Origin of the sequence: Pseudomonas sp. IT-93MI4 (assembly GCF_949767635.1) — a bacterium.
In the GTDB taxonomy this organism is placed as follows: domain Bacteria; phylum Pseudomonadota; class Gammaproteobacteria; order Pseudomonadales; family Pseudomonadaceae; genus Aquipseudomonas; species Aquipseudomonas putida_A.
Genome location: NZ_CATKPP010000011.1, coordinates 496,515 through 519,453 on the forward strand (window position 1 = coordinate 496,515; position 22,939 = coordinate 519,453).

Annotated in this window: 18 protein-coding genes; 11 read left to right on the top strand and 7 right to left on the bottom strand. The window is 58.8% G+C overall.

Features of this window, described 5'->3' with window-relative positions; translation table 11 throughout:
- The first annotated feature begins 67 nt into the window (after nucleotides 1-67).
- The 10 genes from glcD to ACM6I7_RS09545 all read left to right on the top strand — a co-directional run bounded on the left by glcD (nucleotide 68) and on the right by ACM6I7_RS09545 (nucleotide 14,871).
- Complete coding sequence (glcD, locus tag ACM6I7_RS09500; RefSeq protein WP_414888441.1) at nucleotides 68-1,567, top strand: glycolate oxidase subunit GlcD; 1,500 nt, start codon at nucleotides 68-70, stop codon at nucleotides 1,565-1,567.
- A complete protein-coding gene (gene glcE / locus ACM6I7_RS09505) occupies nucleotides 1,567-2,616 on the top strand; it encodes a glycolate oxidase subunit GlcE (RefSeq protein ID WP_414888442.1) in 1,050 nt (349 codons plus the stop codon). Before glcD ends, glcE begins: the two co-directional genes overlap by 1 nt.
- Nucleotides 2,617-2,618: 2 nt before the next feature.
- Nucleotides 2,619-3,839: a glycolate oxidase subunit GlcF gene (gene glcF / locus ACM6I7_RS09510; RefSeq protein ID WP_414888443.1), complete on the top strand. Its 1,221-nt coding sequence runs from the start codon at nucleotides 2,619-2,621 to the stop codon at nucleotides 3,837-3,839.
- 88 nt (nucleotides 3,840-3,927) lie between these two features.
- Complete coding sequence (locus ACM6I7_RS09515; protein WP_414888444.1) at nucleotides 3,928-5,316, top strand: VOC family protein; 1,389 nt, start codon at nucleotides 3,928-3,930, stop codon at nucleotides 5,314-5,316.
- Nucleotides 5,317-5,773: 457 nt separating this feature from the next.
- Nucleotides 5,774-6,289: an Hcp family type VI secretion system effector gene (locus ACM6I7_RS09520; RefSeq protein ID WP_003226246.1), complete on the top strand. Its 516-nt coding sequence runs from the start codon at nucleotides 5,774-5,776 to the stop codon at nucleotides 6,287-6,289.
- Nucleotides 6,290-6,424: 135 nt separating this feature from the next.
- Nucleotides 6,425-8,467, top strand: coding sequence for a type VI secretion system tip protein TssI/VgrG (gene tssI / locus ACM6I7_RS09525; protein ID WP_414888445.1), 2,043 nt, complete (start codon nucleotides 6,425-6,427; stop codon nucleotides 8,465-8,467).
- The gene (locus ACM6I7_RS09530; protein ID WP_414888446.1) at nucleotides 8,457-9,194 is read left to right on the top strand and encodes a DUF4123 domain-containing protein; all 738 of its coding nucleotides are present in this window, start codon (nucleotides 8,457-8,459) and stop codon (nucleotides 9,192-9,194) included. Before tssI ends, ACM6I7_RS09530 begins: the two co-directional genes overlap by 11 nt.
- Nucleotides 9,194-13,879: an RHS repeat-associated core domain-containing protein gene (locus ACM6I7_RS09535; protein ID WP_414888447.1), complete on the top strand. Its 4,686-nt coding sequence runs from the start codon at nucleotides 9,194-9,196 to the stop codon at nucleotides 13,877-13,879. Before ACM6I7_RS09530 ends, ACM6I7_RS09535 begins: the two co-directional genes overlap by 1 nt.
- Before the next feature lie 6 nt (nucleotides 13,880-13,885).
- The gene (locus ACM6I7_RS09540) at nucleotides 13,886-14,173 is read left to right on the top strand and encodes a barstar family protein (protein ID WP_115987052.1); all 288 of its coding nucleotides are present in this window, start codon (nucleotides 13,886-13,888) and stop codon (nucleotides 14,171-14,173) included.
- A 353-nt stretch (nucleotides 14,174-14,526) separates the two neighbouring features.
- Nucleotides 14,527-14,871 carry a hypothetical protein gene (locus ACM6I7_RS09545; protein WP_414888448.1) on the top strand — a complete coding sequence of 115 codons (345 nt, stop codon included), beginning with the start codon at nucleotides 14,527-14,529 and terminating at the stop codon, nucleotides 14,869-14,871.
- Nucleotides 14,872-15,099: 228 nt separating this feature from the next.
- Here the strand turns inward: ACM6I7_RS09545 and ACM6I7_RS09550 are convergent, their stop codons facing one another.
- A complete protein-coding gene (locus tag ACM6I7_RS09550; RefSeq protein WP_414888449.1) occupies nucleotides 15,100-15,915 on the bottom strand; it encodes a VanW family protein in 816 nt (271 codons plus the stop codon).
- Nucleotides 15,916-16,130: 215 nt separating this feature from the next.
- Between ACM6I7_RS09550 and ACM6I7_RS09555 the strand changes: the two genes are divergently transcribed.
- A complete protein-coding gene (locus tag ACM6I7_RS09555) occupies nucleotides 16,131-16,937 on the top strand; it encodes a glycosyltransferase family 2 protein (protein WP_135296161.1) in 807 nt (268 codons plus the stop codon).
- A gap of 329 nt (nucleotides 16,938-17,266) precedes the next feature.
- On the opposite strand, the gene ACM6I7_RS09560 is transcribed toward ACM6I7_RS09555, so the two are convergent.
- The 6 genes from ACM6I7_RS09560 to ACM6I7_RS09585 all read right to left on the bottom strand — a co-directional run bounded on the left by ACM6I7_RS09560 (nucleotide 17,267) and on the right by ACM6I7_RS09585 (nucleotide 22,723).
- A complete protein-coding gene (locus ACM6I7_RS09560) occupies nucleotides 17,267-17,851 on the bottom strand; it encodes a hypothetical protein (protein ID WP_115989426.1) in 585 nt (194 codons plus the stop codon).
- Between the two features lie 85 nt (nucleotides 17,852-17,936).
- Nucleotides 17,937-18,119, bottom strand: coding sequence for a hypothetical protein (locus tag ACM6I7_RS09565; RefSeq protein ID WP_027611616.1), 183 nt, complete (start codon nucleotides 18,117-18,119; stop codon nucleotides 17,937-17,939).
- A gap of 11 nt (nucleotides 18,120-18,130) precedes the next feature.
- Nucleotides 18,131-18,373, bottom strand: a complete 243-nt coding sequence (locus ACM6I7_RS09570) for a hypothetical protein (protein WP_414888450.1) — start codon at nucleotides 18,371-18,373, stop codon at nucleotides 18,131-18,133.
- A 168-nt stretch (nucleotides 18,374-18,541) separates the two neighbouring features.
- The gene (locus ACM6I7_RS09575) at nucleotides 18,542-19,612 is read right to left on the bottom strand and encodes a lipocalin-like domain-containing protein (protein ID WP_183780808.1); all 1,071 of its coding nucleotides are present in this window, start codon (nucleotides 19,610-19,612) and stop codon (nucleotides 18,542-18,544) included.
- Nucleotides 19,602-22,073, bottom strand: coding sequence for an ABC transporter permease (locus ACM6I7_RS09580; protein ID WP_414888451.1), 2,472 nt, complete (start codon nucleotides 22,071-22,073; stop codon nucleotides 19,602-19,604). The genes ACM6I7_RS09575 and ACM6I7_RS09580 overlap by 11 nt, the downstream gene beginning before the upstream one ends.
- Nucleotides 22,070-22,723, bottom strand: a complete 654-nt coding sequence (locus tag ACM6I7_RS09585; RefSeq protein WP_027611612.1) for an ABC transporter ATP-binding protein — start codon at nucleotides 22,721-22,723, stop codon at nucleotides 22,070-22,072. The genes ACM6I7_RS09580 and ACM6I7_RS09585 overlap by 4 nt, the downstream gene beginning before the upstream one ends.
- Nucleotides 22,724-22,939 lie beyond the last annotated feature (216 nt).

Sequence of the window (22,939 nt, forward strand, 5' to 3'; positions counted from 1 at the left end):
ACAATGAATTTCCTCACCACCTTAAGTCTTCATCCAAAGAATTAAGGTTGGCAGAAGGTTGTGTGAAATGAACATTCTCTACGACGAACGCCTCGATGGCCCGCTACCGGAGGTGAACAAGGCCGAGTTGCTGAAAACCCTGCAGCGCGCCCTCCCGGATCTCGACCTGCTCTGGCGTGAAGACGAACTCAAGCCTTACGAATGCGACGGTCTCTCGGCCTATCGCACCACACCGATGCTGGTCGCCCTGCCCCGACGGCTCGATCAGGTGCAGGCCCTGCTCAAGCTCTGCCATCAACACAACGTGCCGGTGGTGGCCCGGGGTGCTGGCACCGGGTTGTCGGGCGGTGCGCTGCCGCTGGAAAAAGGCCTGCTGCTGGTGATGGCGCGTTTCAATAATATTCTGCACATCGACCCGACGGCCCGTACCGCGCGGGTGCAACCTGGGGTGCGCAATCTGGCGATTTCCCAGGCGGCCGCGCCGTTCGGCCTGTATTACGCGCCGGATCCGTCGTCGCAGATCGCCTGCTCGATCGGCGGTAACGTCGCGGAAAACGCCGGTGGCGTGCATTGCCTCAAGTACGGCCTGACCGTGCACAACCTGCTGAAAATCGAAGTGCTGAGCATCGAGGGCGAACGTCTGACGCTGGGCAGCGACGCCCTCGATGCGCCGGGTTTCGATTTGCTGGCGCTGTTTACCGGCTCCGAAGGATTGCTCGGGATCATCACCGAAATCACGGTCAAATTGCTGCCCAAACCGCAGCTCGCCAAGGTCTTGCTGGCCAGTTTCGACTCGGTGGAAAAGGCTGGCCGCGCCGTGGCCGACATCATCGCCGCAGGGATCATTCCCGGGGGCCTGGAAATGATGGACAACCTGGCGATCCGCGCCGCTGAAGACTTCATTCACGCCGGTTACCCGGTTGATGCCGAGGCGATTCTGTTGTGCGAACTCGATGGCGTCGAAGCCGATGTCCACGACGATTGCCTGCGGGTGCGCGAGGTCATGCTCCAGGCCGGCGCCAGCGAAGTGCGGCAGGCCCGCGATGAAGCCGAGCGCGTGCGCTTCTGGGCCGGGCGCAAAAACGCCTTTCCGGCGATTGGCCGCTTGTCGCCGGACTACTACTGCATGGACGGCACCATCCCGCGCCGCGAATTGCCCGGCGTGTTGCACGGCATCGCCCGCCTCGGCGCCGAATACGGCTTGCGCGTGGCCAACGTGTTTCATGCCGGCGACGGCAACATGCACCCGCTGATTCTGTTCGACGCCAACCAGCCCGGCGAACTGCATCGCGCCGAAGCGTTAGGCGGGAAGATTCTCGAACTGTGCGTGCAGGTTGGCGGCAGCATCACCGGTGAACACGGGGTCGGCCGCGAGAAAATCAATCAGATGTGCGCGCAGTTCAACAGCGCTGAGCTGAGCCTGTTCCACGCGGTCAAAGCCGCGTTCGACCCGCAAGGTCTGCTCAACCCCGGCAAGAACATCCCGACTCTGCATCGCTGCGCCGAATTCGGTGCGATGCACATTCATGCCGGACAATTGCCATTCCCCGATCTGGAGCGCTTCTGATGGCTGATTTCGACGCCAGCGGCGCGCTGCTCGATCAGGTCAACGAGGCCCGGGCCAACGCCACGCCGCTGAAGATTCAGGGCGGCAACAGCAAGGCGTTTCTCGGCCGCGAAGTGGCCGGTGAAGTGCTCGACGTCCGCGCACATCGCGGCATCGTGCGCTATGAACCGACGGAACTGGTGGTCAGCGTGCGCGCCGGCACACCGCTGCGCGAGTTGCTCGCGGCGCTCGACGCGGCCGGGCAGATGTTGCCCTGCGAGCCGCCGGCCTTCGGCGACAGCGCCACGGTGGGCGGGATGATCGCCAGCGGACTGTCCGGGCCACGGCGGCCATGGTCAGGTTCGGTGCGCGATTTTGTCCTCGGCACCCGGGTCATCACCGGCCTCGGCGAGCACCTTCGCTTCGGTGGCGAGGTGATGAAAAACGTTGCCGGCTACGACCTCTCACGCCTGTTGACCGGCAGTTTTGGTTGTCTCGGGGTGCTGACCGAAGTCTCGCTGAAAGTCCTGCCGAAACCGCGTCAATGCCTGAGCATCAGCCTCGATATCGACTGCGCGCGGGCGCTGACCAGACTGGCCGAATGGGGCCAGCAGCCGTTGCCGATCAGCGGCGCCTGCCATGACGGGCAAAGCCTGTATCTGCGCCTTGAGGGCGGCGAAGGCTCGGTCACCGCCGCGCATCAACGACTCGGCGGCGAGCTGCTGGATTCGAGGTTCTGGCGCGACCTGAACGAGCAACGCCTGAGCTTTTTCGACGAAGGTCTGCCGCTGTGGCGCCTGTCACTGCCGAACAATCTCGGGCCGCAGGACTTGCCCGGCCAGCAGTTGCTCGACTGGGCCGGCGCGCAACGCTGGCTGAAATCCGATCACCAACACATTCAAATCCTCGCCCAGGAACTCGGCGGCCACGCCACCTGCTTTACCCATGGTGCCAGCGACACACCGTTCCAGCCGCTAGCCCCGGCGCTCATGCGTTATCACCGGCAACTCAAGGCGCAACTCGACCCGCAAGGGCTGTTCAACCCCGGCCGGATGTACGCGGAGTTCTAGCCATGCAAACCACCCTCAGCGAAGAGTCCCGACAACTGCCGCGTGCGGCCGAGGCGGAAAAAATCCTCCGCACCTGCGTGCATTGCGGGTTCTGCAACGCCACCTGCCCGACCTATCAGTTACTCGGCGATGAGCTCGACGGGCCGCGCGGGCGCATCTATCTGATCAAGCAAGTGCTCGAAGGCGCGCCGGCCACCGAGCAGACGCAGTTGCATCTGGATCGCTGCCTGTCCTGTCGCAACTGTGAAACCACCTGCCCTTCCGGTGTCGACTATCACAACCTGCTCGACATCGGCCGTGCGGTGGTCGATCAGGCGGTGCCGCGCCCCGCTGCCCAGCGCTTGTTACGCGAGGGCTTGCGTGCACTGGCGCCGAATCCCGGGGTGTTCAAGGGCTTGTTGCGGGTCGGCACGACGTTCCGGCCTTTGCTGCCGCGCCTGTTCGAAAGCAAATTGCCCCAGCGCTCGCCAGCGTCTGGCACACGCCCAGCGCCGCGCCATGCACGGCGGGTGCTGCTGCTCGAGGGTTGTGTGCAACCGGGCCTGTCGCCGAACACCAATGATGCGACGGCGCGGGTGCTCGATCGGTTGGGGATCAGCGTGACGCCGGTGGCCGAGGCCGGTTGCTGCGGCGCGCTGGACTATCACCTCGACGCCCAGGCCAAGGGCCTCGACCGCGCGCGGCAGAATATCGACGCGTGGTGGCCGCACCTGGAAAACGGCGCGGAAGCCATCGTGCAGACGGCCAGCGGTTGCGGCGCGTTCATCAAGGATTACGGGCATTTGCTGGCACAGGATCCGCGCTACGCCGACAAGGCGCGGCAGATCAGCGAACGGACGCTGGATCTGGTACAGATCCTGGTCCGGGAACCCTTGGAGAAACTGTGCGCCGCCAGCCAACGCCGGATCGCCGTGCATTGCCCCTGCACCTTGCAACATGCGCTGAAACTCGGCGGCGCGGTGGAGACACTGTTGACCCGGCTGGGCTTCAACCTCACGGCGGTGCGGGACGGGCATTTGTGTTGCGGTTCGGCCGGCACCTATTCGCTGACGCAACCGACCCTTGCCCGGCAACTGCGCGACAACCGCCTCAACGCCTTGGAGAGCGATCGCCCGGACCTTATCGTCACCTCCAACATCGGTTGCCAGAATCATCTGGCCGGCGCCGGGCGCACCCAGGTTTTGCACTGGATCGAACTGGTGGATCAGTCGTTGGCAGAATGAAGTTCGTAGGATTCTTCGTTTGCCGCCGTCGGCGAAGGCTGCGATCTTTTCCTCCATCCAAACCGTGACCGTGGCAGGAATTTTTTTCATGACCGTGCAGCCTTTCGTCAGCCCCGACCTGATCCGCCAACGCTTCTCCAAAGCGATGTCCGACATGTACCGCGAAGAAGTGCCGCTGTACGGCGCGCTGATGGAACTGGTGGAACAGACCAATCGCGAAGTGCTGGCGGCTCAGCCGGACATCGCACGGCAGCTCGACAGCACCGGTGAAATCGAACGGCTGGACATGGAGCGCCACGGCGCGATTCGCGTCGGTACCGGCAAAGAGCTGGCGACCCTCGCCCGTTTGTTCGCGGTGATGGGCATGCAACCGGTGGGTTATTACGACCTGACCCCGGCGGGTGTGCCGGTACACTCCACGGCGTTTCGCGCGGTGCATGAAGCGGCGCTGCAGGTCAGTCCGTTTCGGGTGTTCACTTCGTTGCTGCGTCTGGAACTGATCGAAGATCCCGAGCTGCGCGCGTTTGCCGAATCGGTACTGAATCAGCGTTCGATCTTTACCCCTGCTGTCTTGCACCTGATCGAGCAGGCTGAGTCAGCGGGTGGGCTGAATGAGCCTGAAGCGGAGGAATTTGTCCTGCAGGCCCTGGAGACCTTTCGCTGGCACCACAGCGCAACCGTCACCGCCGCGCAGTACCAGACCCTCAGCGCTCAGCACCGTCTGATCGCCGATGTGGTGGCGTTCAAAGGCCCGCACATCAACCACCTGACCCCGCGCACGCTGGACATCGACAAGGTTCAGGCGCAAATGCCGGTGCATGGCATCACCCCGAAAGCGGTAATCGAAGGGCCGCCGCGTCGGCACTGCCCCATCCTGCTGCGCCAGACCAGTTTCAAAGCGCTGGATGAGCCGATCACTTTCACCGACCAGCACAACACCCGTGGCAGCCACAGCGCGCGCTTCGGCGAAATCGAACAACGCGGTGCGGCGCTGACTCCCAAGGGGCGAGCGCTGTATGACCGTTTGCTGAATGCCGCCCGCGATGAACTCGGTGACTTCCCCAACGAAGGTAACGCCGCACGCTACAACGAGCTGATGACCCAGCACTTTGGCGAGTTTCCTGACAGCGTCGAAGGCATGCGCGAACAGGAGCTAGCGTATTTTCGCTACTTCCCTACCGAAAAAGGCCTGACAGCGGGTAGCCTCACGTCGGCATCGCTGGAGGATTTGCTCCGTGAGGGCCATGTGAAAGCTGAACCGTTGGTGTACGAAGATTTCCTGCCGGTGAGTGCGGCGGGGATTTTTCAGTCGAACCTTGGGGACGCGGCGCAGACGCACTATGGCGAGCACTCGAACCGTCAGGCGTTTGAACAGGCCTTGGGCCGCGCGACGATTGATGAGCTGGGGTTGTATGCCCAGACGCAGCGGCGTTCGATTGAGGAGTGCGCCCAGGTTTTGGACCTGAAACTGTTCTGACTGTGGCGAGGGAGCTGGCTCCCGCTGGGCTGCAAAGCGGTCCTCGTTTTGGGAGCGCTGCGCACTCCAGCGGGAGCAAGCTCCCTCGCCACAGAATCAAATGTTGCCTCTAGCGCAGTCGCGACAACAAGACGCAACGCTCGACGCTGGCCCTTGGCCTTACTGCGCAACTTCTTGCGCACTTGTTCGGTGAAAAAGGCGATTTATCGCGCTGCAGGCCTTGACTGGCGTGGCTTACAGCTAAGTGCGCAACTTCTTGCGCAGTACTGCGCAAGAAGTTGCGCACTTTCCCTCTCGATTCAGCAAAAAACATCGGTCATAACGCAGGCTAGAGCCGCTTCACCCCCGGCTGCCGGGACCTTCGGCAAACCTGGCACGCTCCTTGATAACAGTCAGGCACCCACCGGGCGATTTCGCCTCCCGGGCACCCTAAATTTATCCGCAAGGAGAGCACCCCATGGCAACACCAGCGTACATGTCGGTTACCGGCGAAAAACAAGGCCTGATCACTGCCGGCGCCTTCACCGCCGACTCCGTTGGCAACACCTACCAGGAAGGCCACGAAGACCAGGTTATGGTTCAGGCTTTCAGCCACGACGTGATCATCCCGCGTGACCCACAATCCGGTCAGCCAACCGGTCAGCGCGTTCACAAGCCAGTGATCATCACCAAGGTCTACGACAAGGCTTCGCCTCTGCTGCAAGCGGCTCTGACCTCCGGCGAGCGCATGAGCGAAATCGTTATCCAGTGGTACCGTACTTCTGCTCAAGGTACTCAAGAGCACTACTACACCACCAAACTGGAAGACGCGATCATCGTCGCCATCAACAACAAAATGCACAACTGCCAGGATCCAGGCAACTCGCACTTCACCCACCTGGAAGAAGTGCAGTTCACCTACCGCAAAATCACCTGGACCCACGAAGTATCCGGTACTTCGGGTTCCGATGACTGGCGTGCTCCAGTCGTTTAATTACGGCTGATCGTTACAAGCATCGACCAGCCCTGCTGGTCGATGTTGTTTACGCCCCTCCAGAATTTCGCGTACGTTGAGCCGCTTTTTTTGCGGCCGTCGACGAGCGCCGCTGTACAGCACGAGGAACAAGGGATGTTCGCGCCGGCCAATGAAACCCACTTTGCCCTGACCATCGAAGGGCTCTCCGCCGATTTTCAGGTATTTACCCTGACCGGCCGGGAAGCCATCAGCCAGCCTTTTGTGTTTGAGGTGGAGCTGGTCAGTGAGCAGCCGTCGCTGGACCTCGAAACCCTGCTGCACAAACCGGCCTTTCTGCAGCTGTCGCCCGATGGCAGCGGCATCCACGGCCAGATCTACCGCGCCGCGCAAGGTGACTCGGGCAAACGCCTGACCCGTTATTCGGTGACCCTGCGCCCGCAACTGTCGTACCTGGCGCACCGCGTCAACCAGCGGATCTTCCAGAACCTCACGGTGCCGAAAATCATCGGCATGGTCCTCGAAGAGCACGGCATCCAGAGCAACGCCTACGAGTTCAAGACCGGTTCGATCTATCCTGAGCGCATCTACTGCGTGCAATACGATGAATCGGACCTGCATTTCATCCAGCGTCTGTGCGAGGAGGAAGGTATTCACTACCACTTCCAGCACAGCTCTACAGCGCACAAGCTCGTCTTCGGCGATGACCAGACGGTGTTCCCGAAACTCAAACCTGTGGCCTACCAGCAAGACTCCGGCATGGTCGCCAGCAACCCGGTGATCAAGCGTTTCGACCTGCGCCTGGAAACCCGCACCAGCCGCACCACGCGCCGCGATTACGACTTCGAAAAACCACGCCTGACGCTGGAAAGCGAAAACCGCGGCGACGCCCTTCCCGACCTCGAAGACTACGATTACCCGGGCCGGTTCATCGACCGCGAGCGCGGCAAACACCTGGCCAAACGCGCCCTCGAACGCCACCGCAGCGACTTCCAGCTCGCCGAAGGCAAGAGCGATCAGCCGCTGCTGGTCAGCGGCCATTTCCTCGCCCTGACCGAACACCCGAAAGCCAAATGGAACGACCTGTGGCTACTCACCGAAGTCCTGCACGAAGGCAAACAGCCGCAAGTGCTGGAAGAGTCGGTGACCAGCGACACCACTGCCCTTAAAGACGATTTCCATCAGGGCTATCGCAACCGCTTCCAGGCGACCCCGTGGGACGTGCCGAACCGTCCACCGCTGCGCCACCCGAAACCGCGCATCCTCGGTAGCCAGAGCGCAGTGGTTACCGGCCCGAAAGGCGAAGAGATCCACTGCGACCAGTACGGCCGGGTCAAAGTCCAGTTCCACTGGGACCGCGAAGGCCAGGCCGACGACAAGACCAGTTGCTGGCTGCGCGTCTCCAGCGCCTGGGCCGGCGCCCAGTACGGCGGCATCGCCATCCCGCGCATCGGCATGGAAGTGCTGGTCACCTTCCTTGAGGGCGACCCCGATCAACCGCTGATCAGCGGCTGCCTGTACCACAAGGAAAACACCGTCCCGTATGAGCTGCCGGCAAACAAGACCCGTAGCACCTTCAAGACCCTGAGCTCGATGGGTGGCGGCGGTTACAACGAACTGCGCATCGAAGACAAAAAAGGTCAGGAGCAGATCTTCCTCCACGCCCAGCGCGACTGGGACGAGAACATCGAGCACGACCAGAAGATCCGCGTCGGCAACGAACGCCACGACACCGTCGAGCAGAACAGCTACACGGAATTCAAAGCCGAAGAACATCACACCGTCTACGAAGACCGCAAAGTCGAAGCCCGCGCCAACGACCACCTGACCGTGGGCGTCAACCAGCACATCAAGATCGGCACCGGCCAGTTCATTGATGCCGGCCAGGAAATCCACCTCAGCAGCGGAATGAAAGTCGTGCTCGAAGCCGGCGCCGAGTTGACTCTGGTCGGCGGCGGCAGCTTCATCAAGATCGACGCCGGCGGCGTGACCATGAGCGGCCCGACGATCAACATCAACTCCGGCGGCAGCCCCGGCAGCGGCACCGGGGCCGCCCCGCTGATGCCCGGCGTGCTGAAACAGGCCGACGCCGACAAGGCCGGCCAGGTCCTGACCCCGGCCCAGATCAACACCCTCAAACGTAACGCGCCGTTCTGCGAAGAATGCGAAAAATGCAAGGCAGGTGCCTGTGCCATCTGATCGACTGACACCCAAGGACTGGCTGGCACAACAGCCGCTGCAGAGTGGCGAGCGCCTGTACCTGATCGTCAGCGCAGCAAGCGATGCCGACGCGCTGAAAACCCTGTACCTGACCGAACCCACCGCCCAGCTCCTGCCAATCTGGGGCGGCACGCCCTACTCCACTTGGCAACCAGTGATGCCCTACGTCACCGAACTCAAACCGAACTCGGCATTCCTGCCGTGGATCGCCGAAACCGACGCCCTCGACTGGGGCTGGCTGGCCGTCTCACGCGCCGAACCGAACGAGGTGTTCGAGCACCTGCGCAGCCTGACGCAGGTGAAGATGCCCGACGGGACTGAGGTGTTTTTCCGGTTCTGGGATGGGCGGCATATCTACCCGATTCTGAAGGGGCTTGGGGAGAAGGCTGGGGAAGTACTGCCGGTGTTTGAGCGGTATCTGATTAATGAGCAAACGCTGGAGGTTGGGACGCGGGTGTTGCCGAAGGTGAAGGATTGGCCGTGGTGGGAGGTGCCGAAGGAGTTGCTGGATGGCTTAGCCAAAGAGAACCCGACGACACTGATCAGCAACCTGATGCAGTGGCTGGAAGAAGATCGCCCGGACATTTACAACGCTTGGCCAGAGAACAACCTGAAGCTGAAAGTCAGCCGTTTCGTGCGCCGCCCGGATGCGCCGAAAAACCTTAAAGAAGCACTGTTAAACCATCTGATTCTGGAGCAAGGCTGATGATCGCAAAGGAACGCATTGCCTTCGTTGACAACCAACTGAAGAACTTCAAAAACAGCCTGACGATTTACCAGAAGCAAACCCATTCCTGGTACGCAAGTCTGGCTGATGAAGTCAGCCATAAAGCCAATAAACCCTCGCTGTTGGGAATGGAGCGGATCCTCAAAGCCGGCGGGTCATCGACTGCGGTAAGCATGACTGATGACAATTTCAGTGTTGTGGCTCAATGCCCACTGAAAGGTCCTCTGCTGATCGAGAGCAAGTTCGAATCGCTTTACGACATTCCTCTGGGCAATATCGAAGTTGAGGTCGTTGCAGTGGATGGCGGCGCTATCCACAAGGTAAAACTCGATGCTAAGGGTAAAGGTAGTTGGTCTGGTGGTGTGCCGGGAAAAAATTACATCATCCGCGTTCACGACGAGGTGACACCTGCACAGATCAATACGCTGTTCGACTCGTACAAGGGACTTAACAGCGAACTCGAGGGTTTTCTGCGCAACAAATGGACGGGGCCTGGGGGATATCGGCAGCAATGGTCGAGCTTTTCTCTTTCAGGTACGGTCATGGCCGTCGGTAGCGGCATCCTTGACGGTGGATGGGAGGCAATTAAAGGCGTTTGGGATGGAATCAAACTTGTCCTCGATATCCTTCAGGATCCTGGCAAATTTGGAAAAAAATTAGGCGAAGGTGCCCAAGAGCTAATTGACGTAGCAAAAACCGCCCCTGAGGTCATGAAAAAAGCCATGCTTTTAGCCAGTGACGAAGCAGCGCTTTTTCTCATGATGCACACTGCGATTATCTGGCTGGCCAGCTTGCCACCGATGAAAACCGCAGGCGATGCCGCAAAGATGACTACAGCGGCTGTCGTGGGTATTGCCATCGATATCGTCATTTCCATCGTTTTGACAGTGGCCGCCGAAGGCACGGGGCTGATTTATCTCGCCGCACGAATCAAGAAATACGGAGAAATCGTCCTTAAAGCCGTTATTAATTTTGTTAAGTCAATCTTTGAAATTATTAAAGGCTTCATGGCATACGTTACCAAGTATGTTCCAGTGGCCGCGCGCGGAGTTGGAAGGCAAGTTAAACAAGGCGTAGTGCAAGTTCGATTCGATGGTAAAGCAAACGCTCGCCTAGGCACTGGGGCGCACGGTGACGATGCTTCCAGACAAGCCACGACGCCCGCCAATAAAAGCGCGGAGCCTGTGTCTTGCACGCGCGTCGACAAATGCCCGGTTTCGATGGTTACCGGTGAAGAGTTGCTGACGCTGACCGATGGTCAACTGGATGGTCTGCTGCCGTTTGAGTGGACCCGCCTATACAGAACCAGCGCCGTGGAAATAGACTGCGGCTTGGGACATGGTTGGAGCCATGCGCTGGCCCATCGCCTCGAAATCAACGGCGACGAAGTCGTTTGGACCGACCAGGAAAACCGCGCAACGCCCTTCCCGCTCCCAACAGAAAAACGTCCAGCAATCACCAACACTCTCTCGCGAGCCGCCATTTTTCTCGGTGACGATCCGTCAGAACTGGTTCTGGCACAGGCAGGCAAACGTCCATCGTTCTACCACTTCCGCTTCAACAGCAAAGGCGCCACCCTGATCGCTATCAGCGACAGCTATGGCAATCGGCTGCACGTCACGCGCGATATCCACGGTCGGATCAAGCGTCTCGATAACGGTGCCGGTCGCGCCCTGCTGCTGCGCTACGACCGCAAACACATTATCGCTGTGGACTATCAACAGTTCCTGCCGGCGGACAACCTGGAAGATGCCTGGAATACCGTTCAAACGCTGGTGACATACAGCTATGACGCACAGCACCGTCTGATCGAAGCGAAGAACGCGGCCGGCGAAGCCGAGCGCTATCGCTACAACGAACAGCACGTGATTCTGGAGCGCCAACTGGCGGGCGGCGCGGCCTTCTATTGGGAGTGGGAGAACGAAGGCAAACTGTCTCGTTGCATCCGTCACTGGGCCAACTTCTCGCAGATGGAAGCGCATTACGCCTGGGACGATAAAGGCAGCGTAACGGTAACCAACGCCGATGGCAGCGAAGAGGTCTACACCCACGACGACCAGGCGCGACTGATCAGCAAGGTCGACCCGGACGGCGCCGAACACCTCAAGGCGTACAACGACAAAGGTCAGTTGATCGCGGAAAAGGATCCGTTGGGTGCCGTCACCGAATACCGGTACGACGACAACGGACTGATGACTGCCGTCATCCCGCCGGAAGACGAAGCCACCACGTATGAATACATCAATGGTTTCGTCAGCGATGTTCATCGCGGCAAAGCCAGCTGGAAGTACCAACGTAACCGTCAGGGCGATATCACCCAGCAAATCGACCCGGACGGCAATGCCACGCTATACAGCTACGATGCCCAGGGTCGCCTGCTGGAGATCCGCCACCCCGATGGCAGCCGCCATCAACTCGGCTGGAACAACCTCGGGCAGTTACTGGAAGAACGCCTGCCGGACGGCGGCCAGCGTAAATATCGCTACGATGCACTGGGTCGGCAGATTACCCGTCAGGAAGAATCCGGCGCCATCACCCACTACCAATGGGATGCGGCCAACCGCCTGGCACAAGTCACGCTGCCGGGCGGCGCAACACGTGCCTTCACCTACAACGCCTATGGCAACGTCACCGCCGAACGCGACGAACTCGGTCGCGTCACGCGATATGAGTATGCGGAAAACCTACACCTGGTCAGCCGCCGCATCAATCCGGACGGCAGCCAACTGCGCTATCGCTACGACAACTCGCGTCTGTTACTCACCGACATCGAAAACGAGCGCGGCGAACATTACCAGCTCGATTACTACTCGAACGGCCTGATCCAACAGGAAACCGGCTTCGACGGCCGTCGCACGGCCTACGAATACGACCTCAACGGCCAGTTGCTGAAGAAAACCGAATTCGGTGATGACGGCAGCGAACTTGTTACCGAATACCAGCGCGATACCGCTGGCCGTCTGCTGGTAAAAACCCTCGCCGATGGCGAAGAGATTCATTACAGCTACGACGCTTTGGGTCGTCTGGTGAATGTCGACGACGGCCACTGGCCGCTCGCCTATGAATACGACGTGCAGGATCGCCTGATCACCGAACACCAGGGCTGGGGCACCACGCGTTACGAATACGACAGCGTTGGCCAACTGAGTCACTGCCGTCTCCCTGACGGCAGCACACTCGACTACCGTCACCTGTCCGGCGGACGCCTGAGCAGCATCGACCTCAACGGCTCACGCCTGACCAGCCACCAGTTCAGCGCCGGTCGCGAACAACAGCGCCAGCAAGGCCTGTTGCTCAGCCAATACCAATACGACGAACAAGGCCGCCTGCAAGCACACACCGTCGGCCAGCGTGATAAAAACCTGTTCCAGCGGCGCTACAACTACGACGCCAACGGCAATCTCGCCGGCATTGACGACAGCCGCAAAGGCAATCGCAGCTACCATTACGACCCGCTCGATCGCTTGGTCAGCGTACGCGGCACGACACCGGAAAGCTTCGCCCACGACCCGGCGGGCAACCTGCTCGGTCAGAACAACGAAGGCACGGCCAACCTCGCCAACGTCAAAGGCAACCGCTTGCTGATGCAGGGCGACCGTCATTACGACTATGACGCCTATGGCAACCTGATCCGCGAACGCCGTGGCGCCGGCCAGAAACTCGTTACCGAATACAGATACGACTGCCAGCACCGTCTCATCGGCGTCAGCCTGCCGGGCGGCAGCACCGCGTCCTACAAATACGACGCCTTCGGTCGACGCATCGAGAAGACCGTTGACGGCCAGACCACCGAGTTTCTGTGGCAAGGTGAACGACTGATCGCCGAAAGCGCGGAAAACCGCTACCGCAGCTACATCTACGAACCCGGTAGCTTCCGCCCACTGGCGATGCTCGATGGCGAAGGCCCGCGCAAAGCCACGCCGTTTTACTACCAACTCGACCACCTCGGCACACCGCAGGAACTTACCGACTACAGTGGCGAGATCATGTGGTCGGCCAAGTACCGCGCCTACGGTAACCTCGCGGCGCTGGACGTCAGCGAGATCGATAACCCGTTGCGCTTCCAGGGTCAGTATTTCGACGCCGAGACGGGGTTACATTACAACCGCCACCGCTACTACAATCCGGGCACAGGACGGTTTTTGACGCCGGATCCGATCAAGCTTGCGGGTGGGTTGAACAACTACCAGTACGTGCCTAACCCTACGGGGTGGGTGGATCCGTTGGGGTTAGCAAGTAAAGAGTGTGATGAGCCAGAACCCTATGACAACTCAGCTCATAACGCCGCCAAATACGAAGCCATGAAACGTGACCTTAGAACGACTGAGGCTGCCAACCCCTTAGTCGAAAGTTTGCGAGCCACTGGTGATCTTCCCCCAAACTACGTTACTAAAGCTCAGGCAACACAAAGCGGATGGAAAAAAGGTAAAGCAGTCAACAATAGCGTTCCTGGTGGGCAGCTAGGCGGGGATGTTTTCTATAATGATACAAACGTACTTCCATCAGCCCCTGGCCGAACCTGGTATGAAGCTGACGTAGGTCTCAATAATACGATGTCTCGAAGCAATCAGCCTGGAACCAGATTGCTCTACTCAGATGACGGACTACTTTACATCACTAGCGATCACTACGAAACTGTCACCCCTATTGGAAAGTGGAAGTAAATCAAAATGATAATTGAGCTTGATGGATTATCCATCTCATCCGAGCAAGAATTCCATAAGCGAATAGCATCTGCTTTTTCCGTTACCCAATATTATGGAAACAACCTCAATGCTCTTTGGGACCTGCTCAGCACCGACGTAGAACGTCCAATTGAATTAATTTGGACGAACTCAAAACATTCAGAAGAACGAATGGGTGATGCATATAAAAAAATCTTAACCATTCTTGATCGAGTAAAAAGTCAAGATGAAAGCTTTGGACTGGATGAAAAATTCAGCTACCAACTGAAATAGAGAAAGCAAACTATAAAAAAATTGGCAGTTTCGTCTTTTATCGCTGAAAAATAAACTGCCTTTTTTCCGAATAAATGGCGAACAACAAAGGACAACCTGAACCACTCATTTAGCATGACTAAATACAGTGGCACGTTTTGGCGTCGAGGGCACCTGCAACAAAGGTGACAGATTTATTATTAATAGATGACCCAAAAGGCATTAAAAATGGATTCGTCATTTTGCTTACTAAAAGAGGGTGAAAACTCACTTACGCACTTGCTTTGAGACCCCTGCAGATCAAGACTTCGGCACAGCTGATGATGAACATTTGAGTATGGTATGATCACGTTAATACCAACGGGGAAATTTCCATGAAATTTAAATCAGCCGGCACGGAAATCAATTTAAACACGGTCTCTTACAGGAGCCTTGGCTTTGGAGAGAAATCTATTCTTGAAACAAAAAAATACGCGATAACGATAAAAAACGATGAGTTTCCGGAGCAATTCATCAAACACGCAAACTCATTTATTATCGAGTGCAAAGTTGAAGACTCTAAGCAAGGCCACGCGGACATTCCAGAGCTTGAAAAGATAAATTACCCAACCTTTGATAAAATTTTAAAAACCCATCACTATTTAGCGGCCAGCCTTATAAAAGATTATCTTTATTTCGAGCTTTCTTTATTTTCTATTTCAAAAATCAGAAAAACCTGAACTAGTTATAAATAGCATAAAAGATGTAAAATCAGATGAAATATCAATTACGATCATGGGTGATACGTATCCAGCTCAGAAAAGTTGATGAACAAAAGGTGACAAATTTATTTTTCAACTCTAATCTAAAGAGATTGAAATAAACCCGCCTCCTTTTACACGACCACACTTCGCATACGGAGTCTCGCCGCCCATTAAATGATTTTTTCACCATCTACAATATAGCAATCATCTCTCCACCATTTCTTCCGCCACCTCATACTTAACCACCACCCGATTCCGATACAACCTCACCCGCTCCACTAATTCCCCCACCTGCCCCTTCTCCCGCACTTCCCGCCAGATCTCATTCTCCCGATACACCCGCTCCCCCTCCCGCACAAACCGATGCCCTTCCTGAAACACGTGATACCGATACGCCCGCACCCGATCGCACAACAACTCCCCCTCCAACTGCGTGTCCCCCACGTTCAACTTCAACTGAAACGTCCGATCAGTCGGGTTGTGCAATACCAAGTCAACGTAGTTGTAGAAAATCGCCGCGCCAGAACCGAATGGCAGGACTCGTCCTTCGTCCGGGAAGGGATCGAAGCTGTGGTTGGAGCGTTCAACGACTATCAGTGGCGAGTGAATCGCCATCCAGTGGATCAGGTTGCTCAGTTGGCAAATCCCGCCGCCAATACCGCTGCGTGCTTCGCCGAAGGACAGTTCCATGCCTTCGACGTAGCCGCGTTTGCGGGTTGGGCGGCCGACGAGGCGGCAGAAGGAGAAGTGTTCGCCGGGGGCGATGATGAGGCCGTCGATGGCGGCGACGGCGAGTTTGAGGTTGATGACTTTGTTGTGTTGCAGGGCGAGGTCGGAGTCGCCGAGTTTGCGGATGAGTTTCGAGGTGTGTTTGAGGTAGCGGAATGGCAGACGGTCAGCGCCGGCAACCAGGCGTGCGTAGCGTTTGCTGGAGCAACGCCAGGCGATCTGGCGGAACAGTCTTTTTTGCCACACGCGCAGCCAGTAAAGGGCCGGGTGGTAGAGGGAAAGTGGTTTCATCCGTGAGGCAACGGCAGGCGCCGTTTTGTCCTTAAAGCGTGTTAGGGGCGCGCAGTTTAGCCTGTGGGACGGCTTGCGTCGTGCGCGAGATGTCGTGGCTCGACACACTTCGAATTGCTTGCTGAACGGCGAATTAAGCTTCAACTAAGCTTGCGTCGCTAGCATCCCGGCCCGAGAGACACCTGTCGCCGATCAACCGCGGATGAGCTTACCGAATGAGCCAGTTTGATTTACCAGCCGTTACGCAGCCGAATTTCAGTCTTGTATTGGTAAATTACAAAACCCCGGACATCACCCGGATGTGCCTGGAGTTATTGCGTCAGCACGTTCAGGCGCAGCGCATTCCGGTTTGGGTGGTGGACAATGATTCGGCGGATGCCAGCCTGGATTACTTGCGTTCGCTGGACTGGATCAATCTGATCGAACGTCCCTCCCCCGGCAAAGAAGCGGGACATATTGCGCATGGCAAGGCGCTGGATCTGGCGCTGGAAAAAGTTGAAACCGACTATCTGTTTCTGCTGCACACCGACACCTTTGTCTACGACAAGGAAGTCTTCGCGATGATGCTGCGTGAGTGTACAAAGTCTGCGGACATCGCCGCAGTCGGGTGTGTCGAGCAAATCAATCGAGGGATTCTGAGAGACACCTGGCGACTAACTTCGCGGTTTTGCAAACACTATATTCGCCGGGCGAAAACTGCGTTGGGTTTGCGCAGTAAAGAGCCGAAACCTTATCGGGAAACTCACCTCAAGAGTTTCTGCACTTTGTGGAACGCCAAGTTGATGAAGTCCCATGGACTGCACTTTTGCATGGATGACCGAGTGCCCGGTTATACCCTGCAGGATCGAATGGTCGGTCTGGGCTATGGCATCAAGCTGCTGTCACCACGCAAGATTTTCCGCTATCTGGATCACATCCAGGCAGGAACCGTCGCCGCCGCCGGCACGTACGGCAAAAACCACCGCCGCACCAAGATGTATGAAGCCACCCTCAAACGATTTGAGGGGCAGGCATCGGCATAATCGCGAACACAAAAAAGGGCGACTGCAAAGTCGCCCTTTTTTTATCTGAAATTGTATACATCCGCTCCGAAGAGGTGTTCGCCCAGTGTAATGGCCTGGCAATCCATGCACCGGTAAAGAGCCCTGACACTGGGCGAACGGGAAGGATTTTAATAGAAGTTGGCAGATATGTCGTCATACACAAAGGTAAATTTTATGTACGAAAAAGTTAATAGATATTTATCGACGAAATCCTTTCGTGAAACTTTCAAAGCACGGCTCAGCTCATTTCAGATGATTGTTCTCATACAATAATCTGTACAAGAACAATCATCTTGTAGAGTTAATACTCAGCTTTCATGCTGACTGGTCACTTTTAATACATCGGTATAAGTGACAACTACGCTCTGCCCGACTTTCAAATCTTTCAGCTTGGCCTGAATTTCAGGCTTTTTGACGTCGAGGATTTTCGACTTACCTTGAGGGTTTTCCAGGGTCACCTGATTATTCTTCAAATCAATTTTGGTGATTTTCAGTTGCACCTGAATCTGGCGATAAGCCTCGCCGCCCGGGTTTTCGCTGCCCGGTGCCTTGCGCAGCTCGCCGCTACGCTCGACGGTGCCAGGCAGACCTTTATCCACATCGGTATCGAGGTAAGCCGCCACCGAGCGTTGTACTTCGACTTTTACCAGATCGCCGACCTGAAGATTGGCGAGGTTTTTCGCCTTGTCGCTGAGCTGAACGTGAACCTGACGACCTTCGGCGCCTTCGAGCACGACCTGATGGTTGGCCGCATCGACGGCCAGCACTTTGGTGGTGACCTGATCGGCCTCGACGGTAGCAGAAAGCGGAATATCGGCCGCCATGGCGCCGAAGCTGGTGGCGGACAGGACGGTTGCGAGGGTGATGGCCTTGGCCAGAGCGTGGAACTTCATAAGCGGTACTTTCCCTGTAATGAATGGCAGCAACCGGCGCCAACGTGTGATTGGCGCCGAATGTGCCACTGAGCATAGACGCTGTTCAGGGCTTGGCTTTCGTTTCTGCCGCGGCGGTCTCCTGCGCGGTGGATTCGCCACTGGTGGTGCCCTTGCCGCTGTCCTCGCGCTGTTTGGGGTCGGTCGGGCGCAGGGCGTCGTTGTCGCGCTCGGTTTCTCCCGGTGGCCGGGGTTCGTCGGGGTGTTCGCTGGGGGATACGGGTTTCATGGCGGGGCTCCTCAGGCTTCAGGGTCATCCAGTTCATTGGCGACGTTCACGGCAGGCGAATCCTTGTGCAGGTTATCGGCTTTGGCACGGAGGATCTGCCACTGCTCCAGATCGATCGCGCCCTGGCCGAGCAGGTCGTCGGCAATGCGTTGCAGGTCGAAATAGTGAGCGTCGGGGGATTGCTGCCAGTAGGTCTGGTCGTCGAACAGGCGCTGCCAGGTGGTGAGGTCTGGGGGTTGCAGGTCGTCGCTCATGGTCAATCCTCCACGGGTATTACGTTGTAGAGGCTGCGCGACGAAACGGAGTTCAACCCAATGTAGGAGCTGCCGAAGGCTGCGATCTTTTGATCCTGTTTTAAAAAATCAAAGTCAAAAGATCGCAGCCTTCGGCAGCTCCTACAGGGATTGGTTGCGGGGTGCCGGTCAGTACCCGGTCATTTCCAGATAGCCGCGCCCGCCATGGCTGCCGCTGATCCGCACCGGCCCTTCCCAGTAAGGGATGCGCAGGTTCATCCAGGCGGCGGGATTGAGCGCGTCGAGGCTGATGTCGAGGTGTTTGTCGGGAATGCTGATCGACCAGCGCACCGGCATCTTGCGTCCTGCGACTTTGGCGGTGTCCTGAGGGGTGAGTTTGATCTGCTCGCCGTGCAGGGTTTCGGTCCGGCCGTCGGCGTTAATCCAGGTGCCGGTCAGATACGGCGCGCCGTCGGTTTGCCGGGTGCGGAACAGCATCAGCGACTCACCACTGTCCAGGTGCAGGGAAAACCAGTCCCACCCGGTCTGATTGGCCGCCAGCGGCTGACTGCTCCATTCACGATCCAGCCACGCCGGGCCGTTGACGGTGTAGGTCTGGCCGTCAATTTGCAGGGTGCCGCTGGCCTGAAAAAAAGGCTGACTGTAATAGTACGAAGCCTGGCCTTGTTCGGATTTGCGGCTGAAGCCCTTGTCACCCTGCAACACCAGCGGCCGACTGGAAGTGAGGTGCAGTTGATAGCTGAAAGCTTTGTCGCTGGCACTGAGTTGCAGATCGGTCAGCGGATCCTGCGCCTGACTGGCGAAGCGCCAATCATCGATCCACGCCTCGAACGGCGCGACGTTCACCCCGGCCTGCCCCACTCCGCCTCGGGCATAGCGCTCGGCGGCATGGTGCGCGGTGGCCGACGTCACCGCGGCATGCCCGAGCCAGATCGTCTGATTGCCCCAGCCCGGCTGCTCTGCCGCAGGCTTTAACGCACTGCGAAACAGAGTCCATTGCACACCGAAATCGTGACCCTGCCGGTCCTTGAGATTGGCGGTGACGTACCACCACTCGATACGAAAACCGTCATGCGCGCCGTGATCCGCCGGAAAGCTGAATACCCGCCCCGGCACCACAGCGGTGAACTGCGCAGCCTGATCGCCAAGCCCGGCGAAGCCCTTCTGCTCAGGCACAGGCTGATCGCAACCGGCCAACAGCAGCAGCGCGAACAGCAGCGCAACCCGGTTAATCCTCATGAGCAAACGTCCTCAGCAGATCCGCCGGTTGTGTGCGGTACAACGAATACAGCGGCCACGCCGAGGCCAACAGCGTCGCCAGCAACGCCAGCCCGAGCAACTGCAGCAGTTGCAGCGGAAAAATCCGCAACGGCAGACGCCAGCCGAATGCCTGCACATTGATCACCGCGTCCAGACACCACGCCAACGCGATCCCCAACGGCAACGCCAGCACCAGCGTCAACACCGCCAGCAGCCACGTCTGGCCAAGGTTGAGCAGCATCAACTGGCGGCGCGTCACGCCCAAGGCCCACAGCGGCGCCAGTTGCCCGAGGCGGCTCTGGCTCTGAGTCAGCAGGCTGATGAACAGCGCCACACCGGCCACCGCCAGGGTCAGGCTGTTGAGCGCGGCGGTGGCGGCGAAGGTGCGCTCGAAAACCTGCACCGACCAACCCTTGAGTCGCGCCTGATCGACGATGCGGCTGTCATCAAGCTGAAAGCGCGTTTGCAGTGCGCGCAAAAACGGCGGGATGTCCGGCGGCGCGATGCGCAAGTTGAAACGGTTCGGTGTCAATGATGGCCACAGCCGCAGCAGATGATTGCTGTTGACCAGCACGTGCCCCTTGGGATTGCCGTAGTCGGCGTAGATCCCGACGATCCGCGGTGACCACGCCCCGCCCGGTGTCGGCACGTTCAAATGATTCCCCACCCGCACCTTCAGCCGTCGTGCCAGTTGTTCGCTGAGCATCACTGAATCGTCGTTCGCCAGATGCGCCCACGGATCTCCGGCAATCGCCTCGAGCAACGGCCAGTGCTGCCGGTAATACGGATGATCGATCACCCCGAAGACATCCGCCGGCCAGCCTTGCAGGGTCACCGCGACTTGCCAGTTGGGCAACACGGCGCTGACGTTCGGTTGTTGTTTGAGCCAGGCGTACATCTCGCGCGATTGCGCCGGATTGACCGGGTTGAGGTACAGCTCGGCACTGAGGCGTTGTTCGAGCCAGTCGTCGAAGGTCTGGCGAAAACCGGCGGTCATGCTGCCCGCGCCGATATTGGCCGACAGCGCCAGCAGCAACGCCATCAGCGCCAGGCTGAGTGCCGGCAGTTGCTGGCGGCAATCGGCGAGAAACCACTGACCGAGCACCGAACGACTGCGCCCGAGCAACGGATTGAGCACTGCGCTGAGCACCACCGGCAACGCCAGCGCGGCGCCGAGCAGCAACCCGGCCATCAACACAAAACCACTGCTCAGGCTGTCACCGAACAGCAACGCCAGCAGCGCGATCAGTCCCAACACCGCCGCCAGCCAACCCTGACGGCGCAACCAGCGCGCATGTTGCTGATGCCAGGCCTGCGGATCCGCCACCGCCAACAGCGGCAAACGTGCCGCACGCAACAGACTGTTGGCACCGGCCAGCAACGCGCCGAACAGGCTCAAACCGATACCGCTGAACCACCACCAAGGACTCAGGCGCAACTGCCCCGCCACTTCCGCGCCGTACAGACCGCGCAGGCTGGCGGCGACATCCGGCAGCAACACGCTCGCCAGCCAGTAACCGCTGATGACCCCGAATACCCCGCCAACCAACGCCAGCACACCGAGTTCGACGATCAGACAGCCGATCAGCATCCGCGCACTGACCCCGCAGGCACGCAACGTGCGCAACAGACCACGACGCTGTTCCAGCGCCAGACCGATGGCCGCGTGCACGATGAACAGCCCGACCAGAAACGAGAGAAAGCCCAACGCATCCAGGTTGAGGTGAAAGCTCTCGGTCAGGCGCGCCAGATTGTTTTCCTCGGCGCTGCTTTTGAGCTGCAGCCGGCCATTGAACGCGGCCGGCAGCTCGCCATGAAAATCCTTCGGCAGTAACAAGCGCGATAATTGCCCGGGCTGTTCGAGCACGGTTTGTGCGACACCGATGTCCACCAGCAACACGCCCGGCGCCATGTCTTGTTGCGCGTGCAGGGGCGGCAGTGTCTGGCCGTTGACGGTTTGCGGCGTGGCGCCTTCGGTCAAGCCAAGGGCGTGCAGGGTTTCCGGTGAAATCCAGGTGCTGCCCGGCGGCGAGAAGAACGCGACGATGCGCTCGATCGGCATAGCCTGTCCGGCCACCGCAGCGTCCGTGGGCAGCGACACCGGTTCGATGCCCATCAGTTGCAGGCGCTGGTCCGGGTGATCCTTGAGCAGCAGCCGTCCCTGCAGCAGCGGCGACACCGGCCAGCCTGCGCGGCGCAGATCGACAAACCACTGCTGACTGAAGGTCGCACCGCTCGGTGTGGCCAGACTGGCCTGGGGTTCGCCACCAATCATCTGACTGGCCCGGGCGTAACTGTCGCGGGCCTGACTGTTCAGCGCCTCGACCCCGGTCAGCAGACTGGTCGCCAGCCACAACCCGGTCAGCACACTGAAAAACTGCACCGGATGCCGCCGCCAGTGGCTGAGCAGCGCGCGCAGGGTTTGCAAGAACACGTTCACGTCAGGCGACCGTTGGACAACACCACCCGTTGCGCCAATCGCGCCGCCACGCGTGGGCTGTGCGTGACCATCAGCAGCGTGGTCGGGGTGTCGTCGAGCAGCTCCAGCAACAGGCGCAGCACTTCATCACTGGTGGCTTCGTCGAGGCTGCCGGTGGGTTCGTCGGCCAGCAGCAGTTTCGGCCGCGACGCCAATGCCCGCGCCAGCGCCACCCGCTGCTGCTGGCCGCCCGACAACTGCTCGGGATAACGCTTGAGCAAATCGCCCAGCCCCAGACGCTGCACCAGATGCGCCTGCCAGCGCGGTTCATGGCGCCCGGCCAGACGGGCCTGAAACGCCAGATTATCCTCGACCCGCAGACTGCCGATCAGGTTGAACTGCTGGAACACCAGACCGATTTCCGTGCGGCGCCAGTCGGCCAGTTGCGCTTCGTTCATCTGCTCCAGCCGATGCTCGCCGCTGTGGATGCTGCCGCGATCAACCTTGTCGAGGCCGGCAATCAGGTGCAGCAAGGTGCTTTTGCCGCTGCCGGATTCGCCCATCAGCGCCAGACTGCTGCCGGCTTCGAGCGTCAGGTCGACGCCTTGCAGCACCGGGAGCGGACCTTGGGGGGTGAGGTAACTTTTGAACACGCCTTGAACCTGAAGCATGCCGCCATCCGTTGGGTCAATGTGGGGCAAGGATAGCGGATAGCGGCCTGATTGGATCAGTGGTGTTCGTACTGGTCTCATCGCTGGCAAGCCAGCTCCCACAGAGATTGAGGTTGCTCACAAATACTGGACTCACCATCAAACACCGTAGGAAATATCTTCAGATCAGCGGTGTTTGAACTGGCCCCATCGCTGGCAAGCCAGCTCCCACAGGGA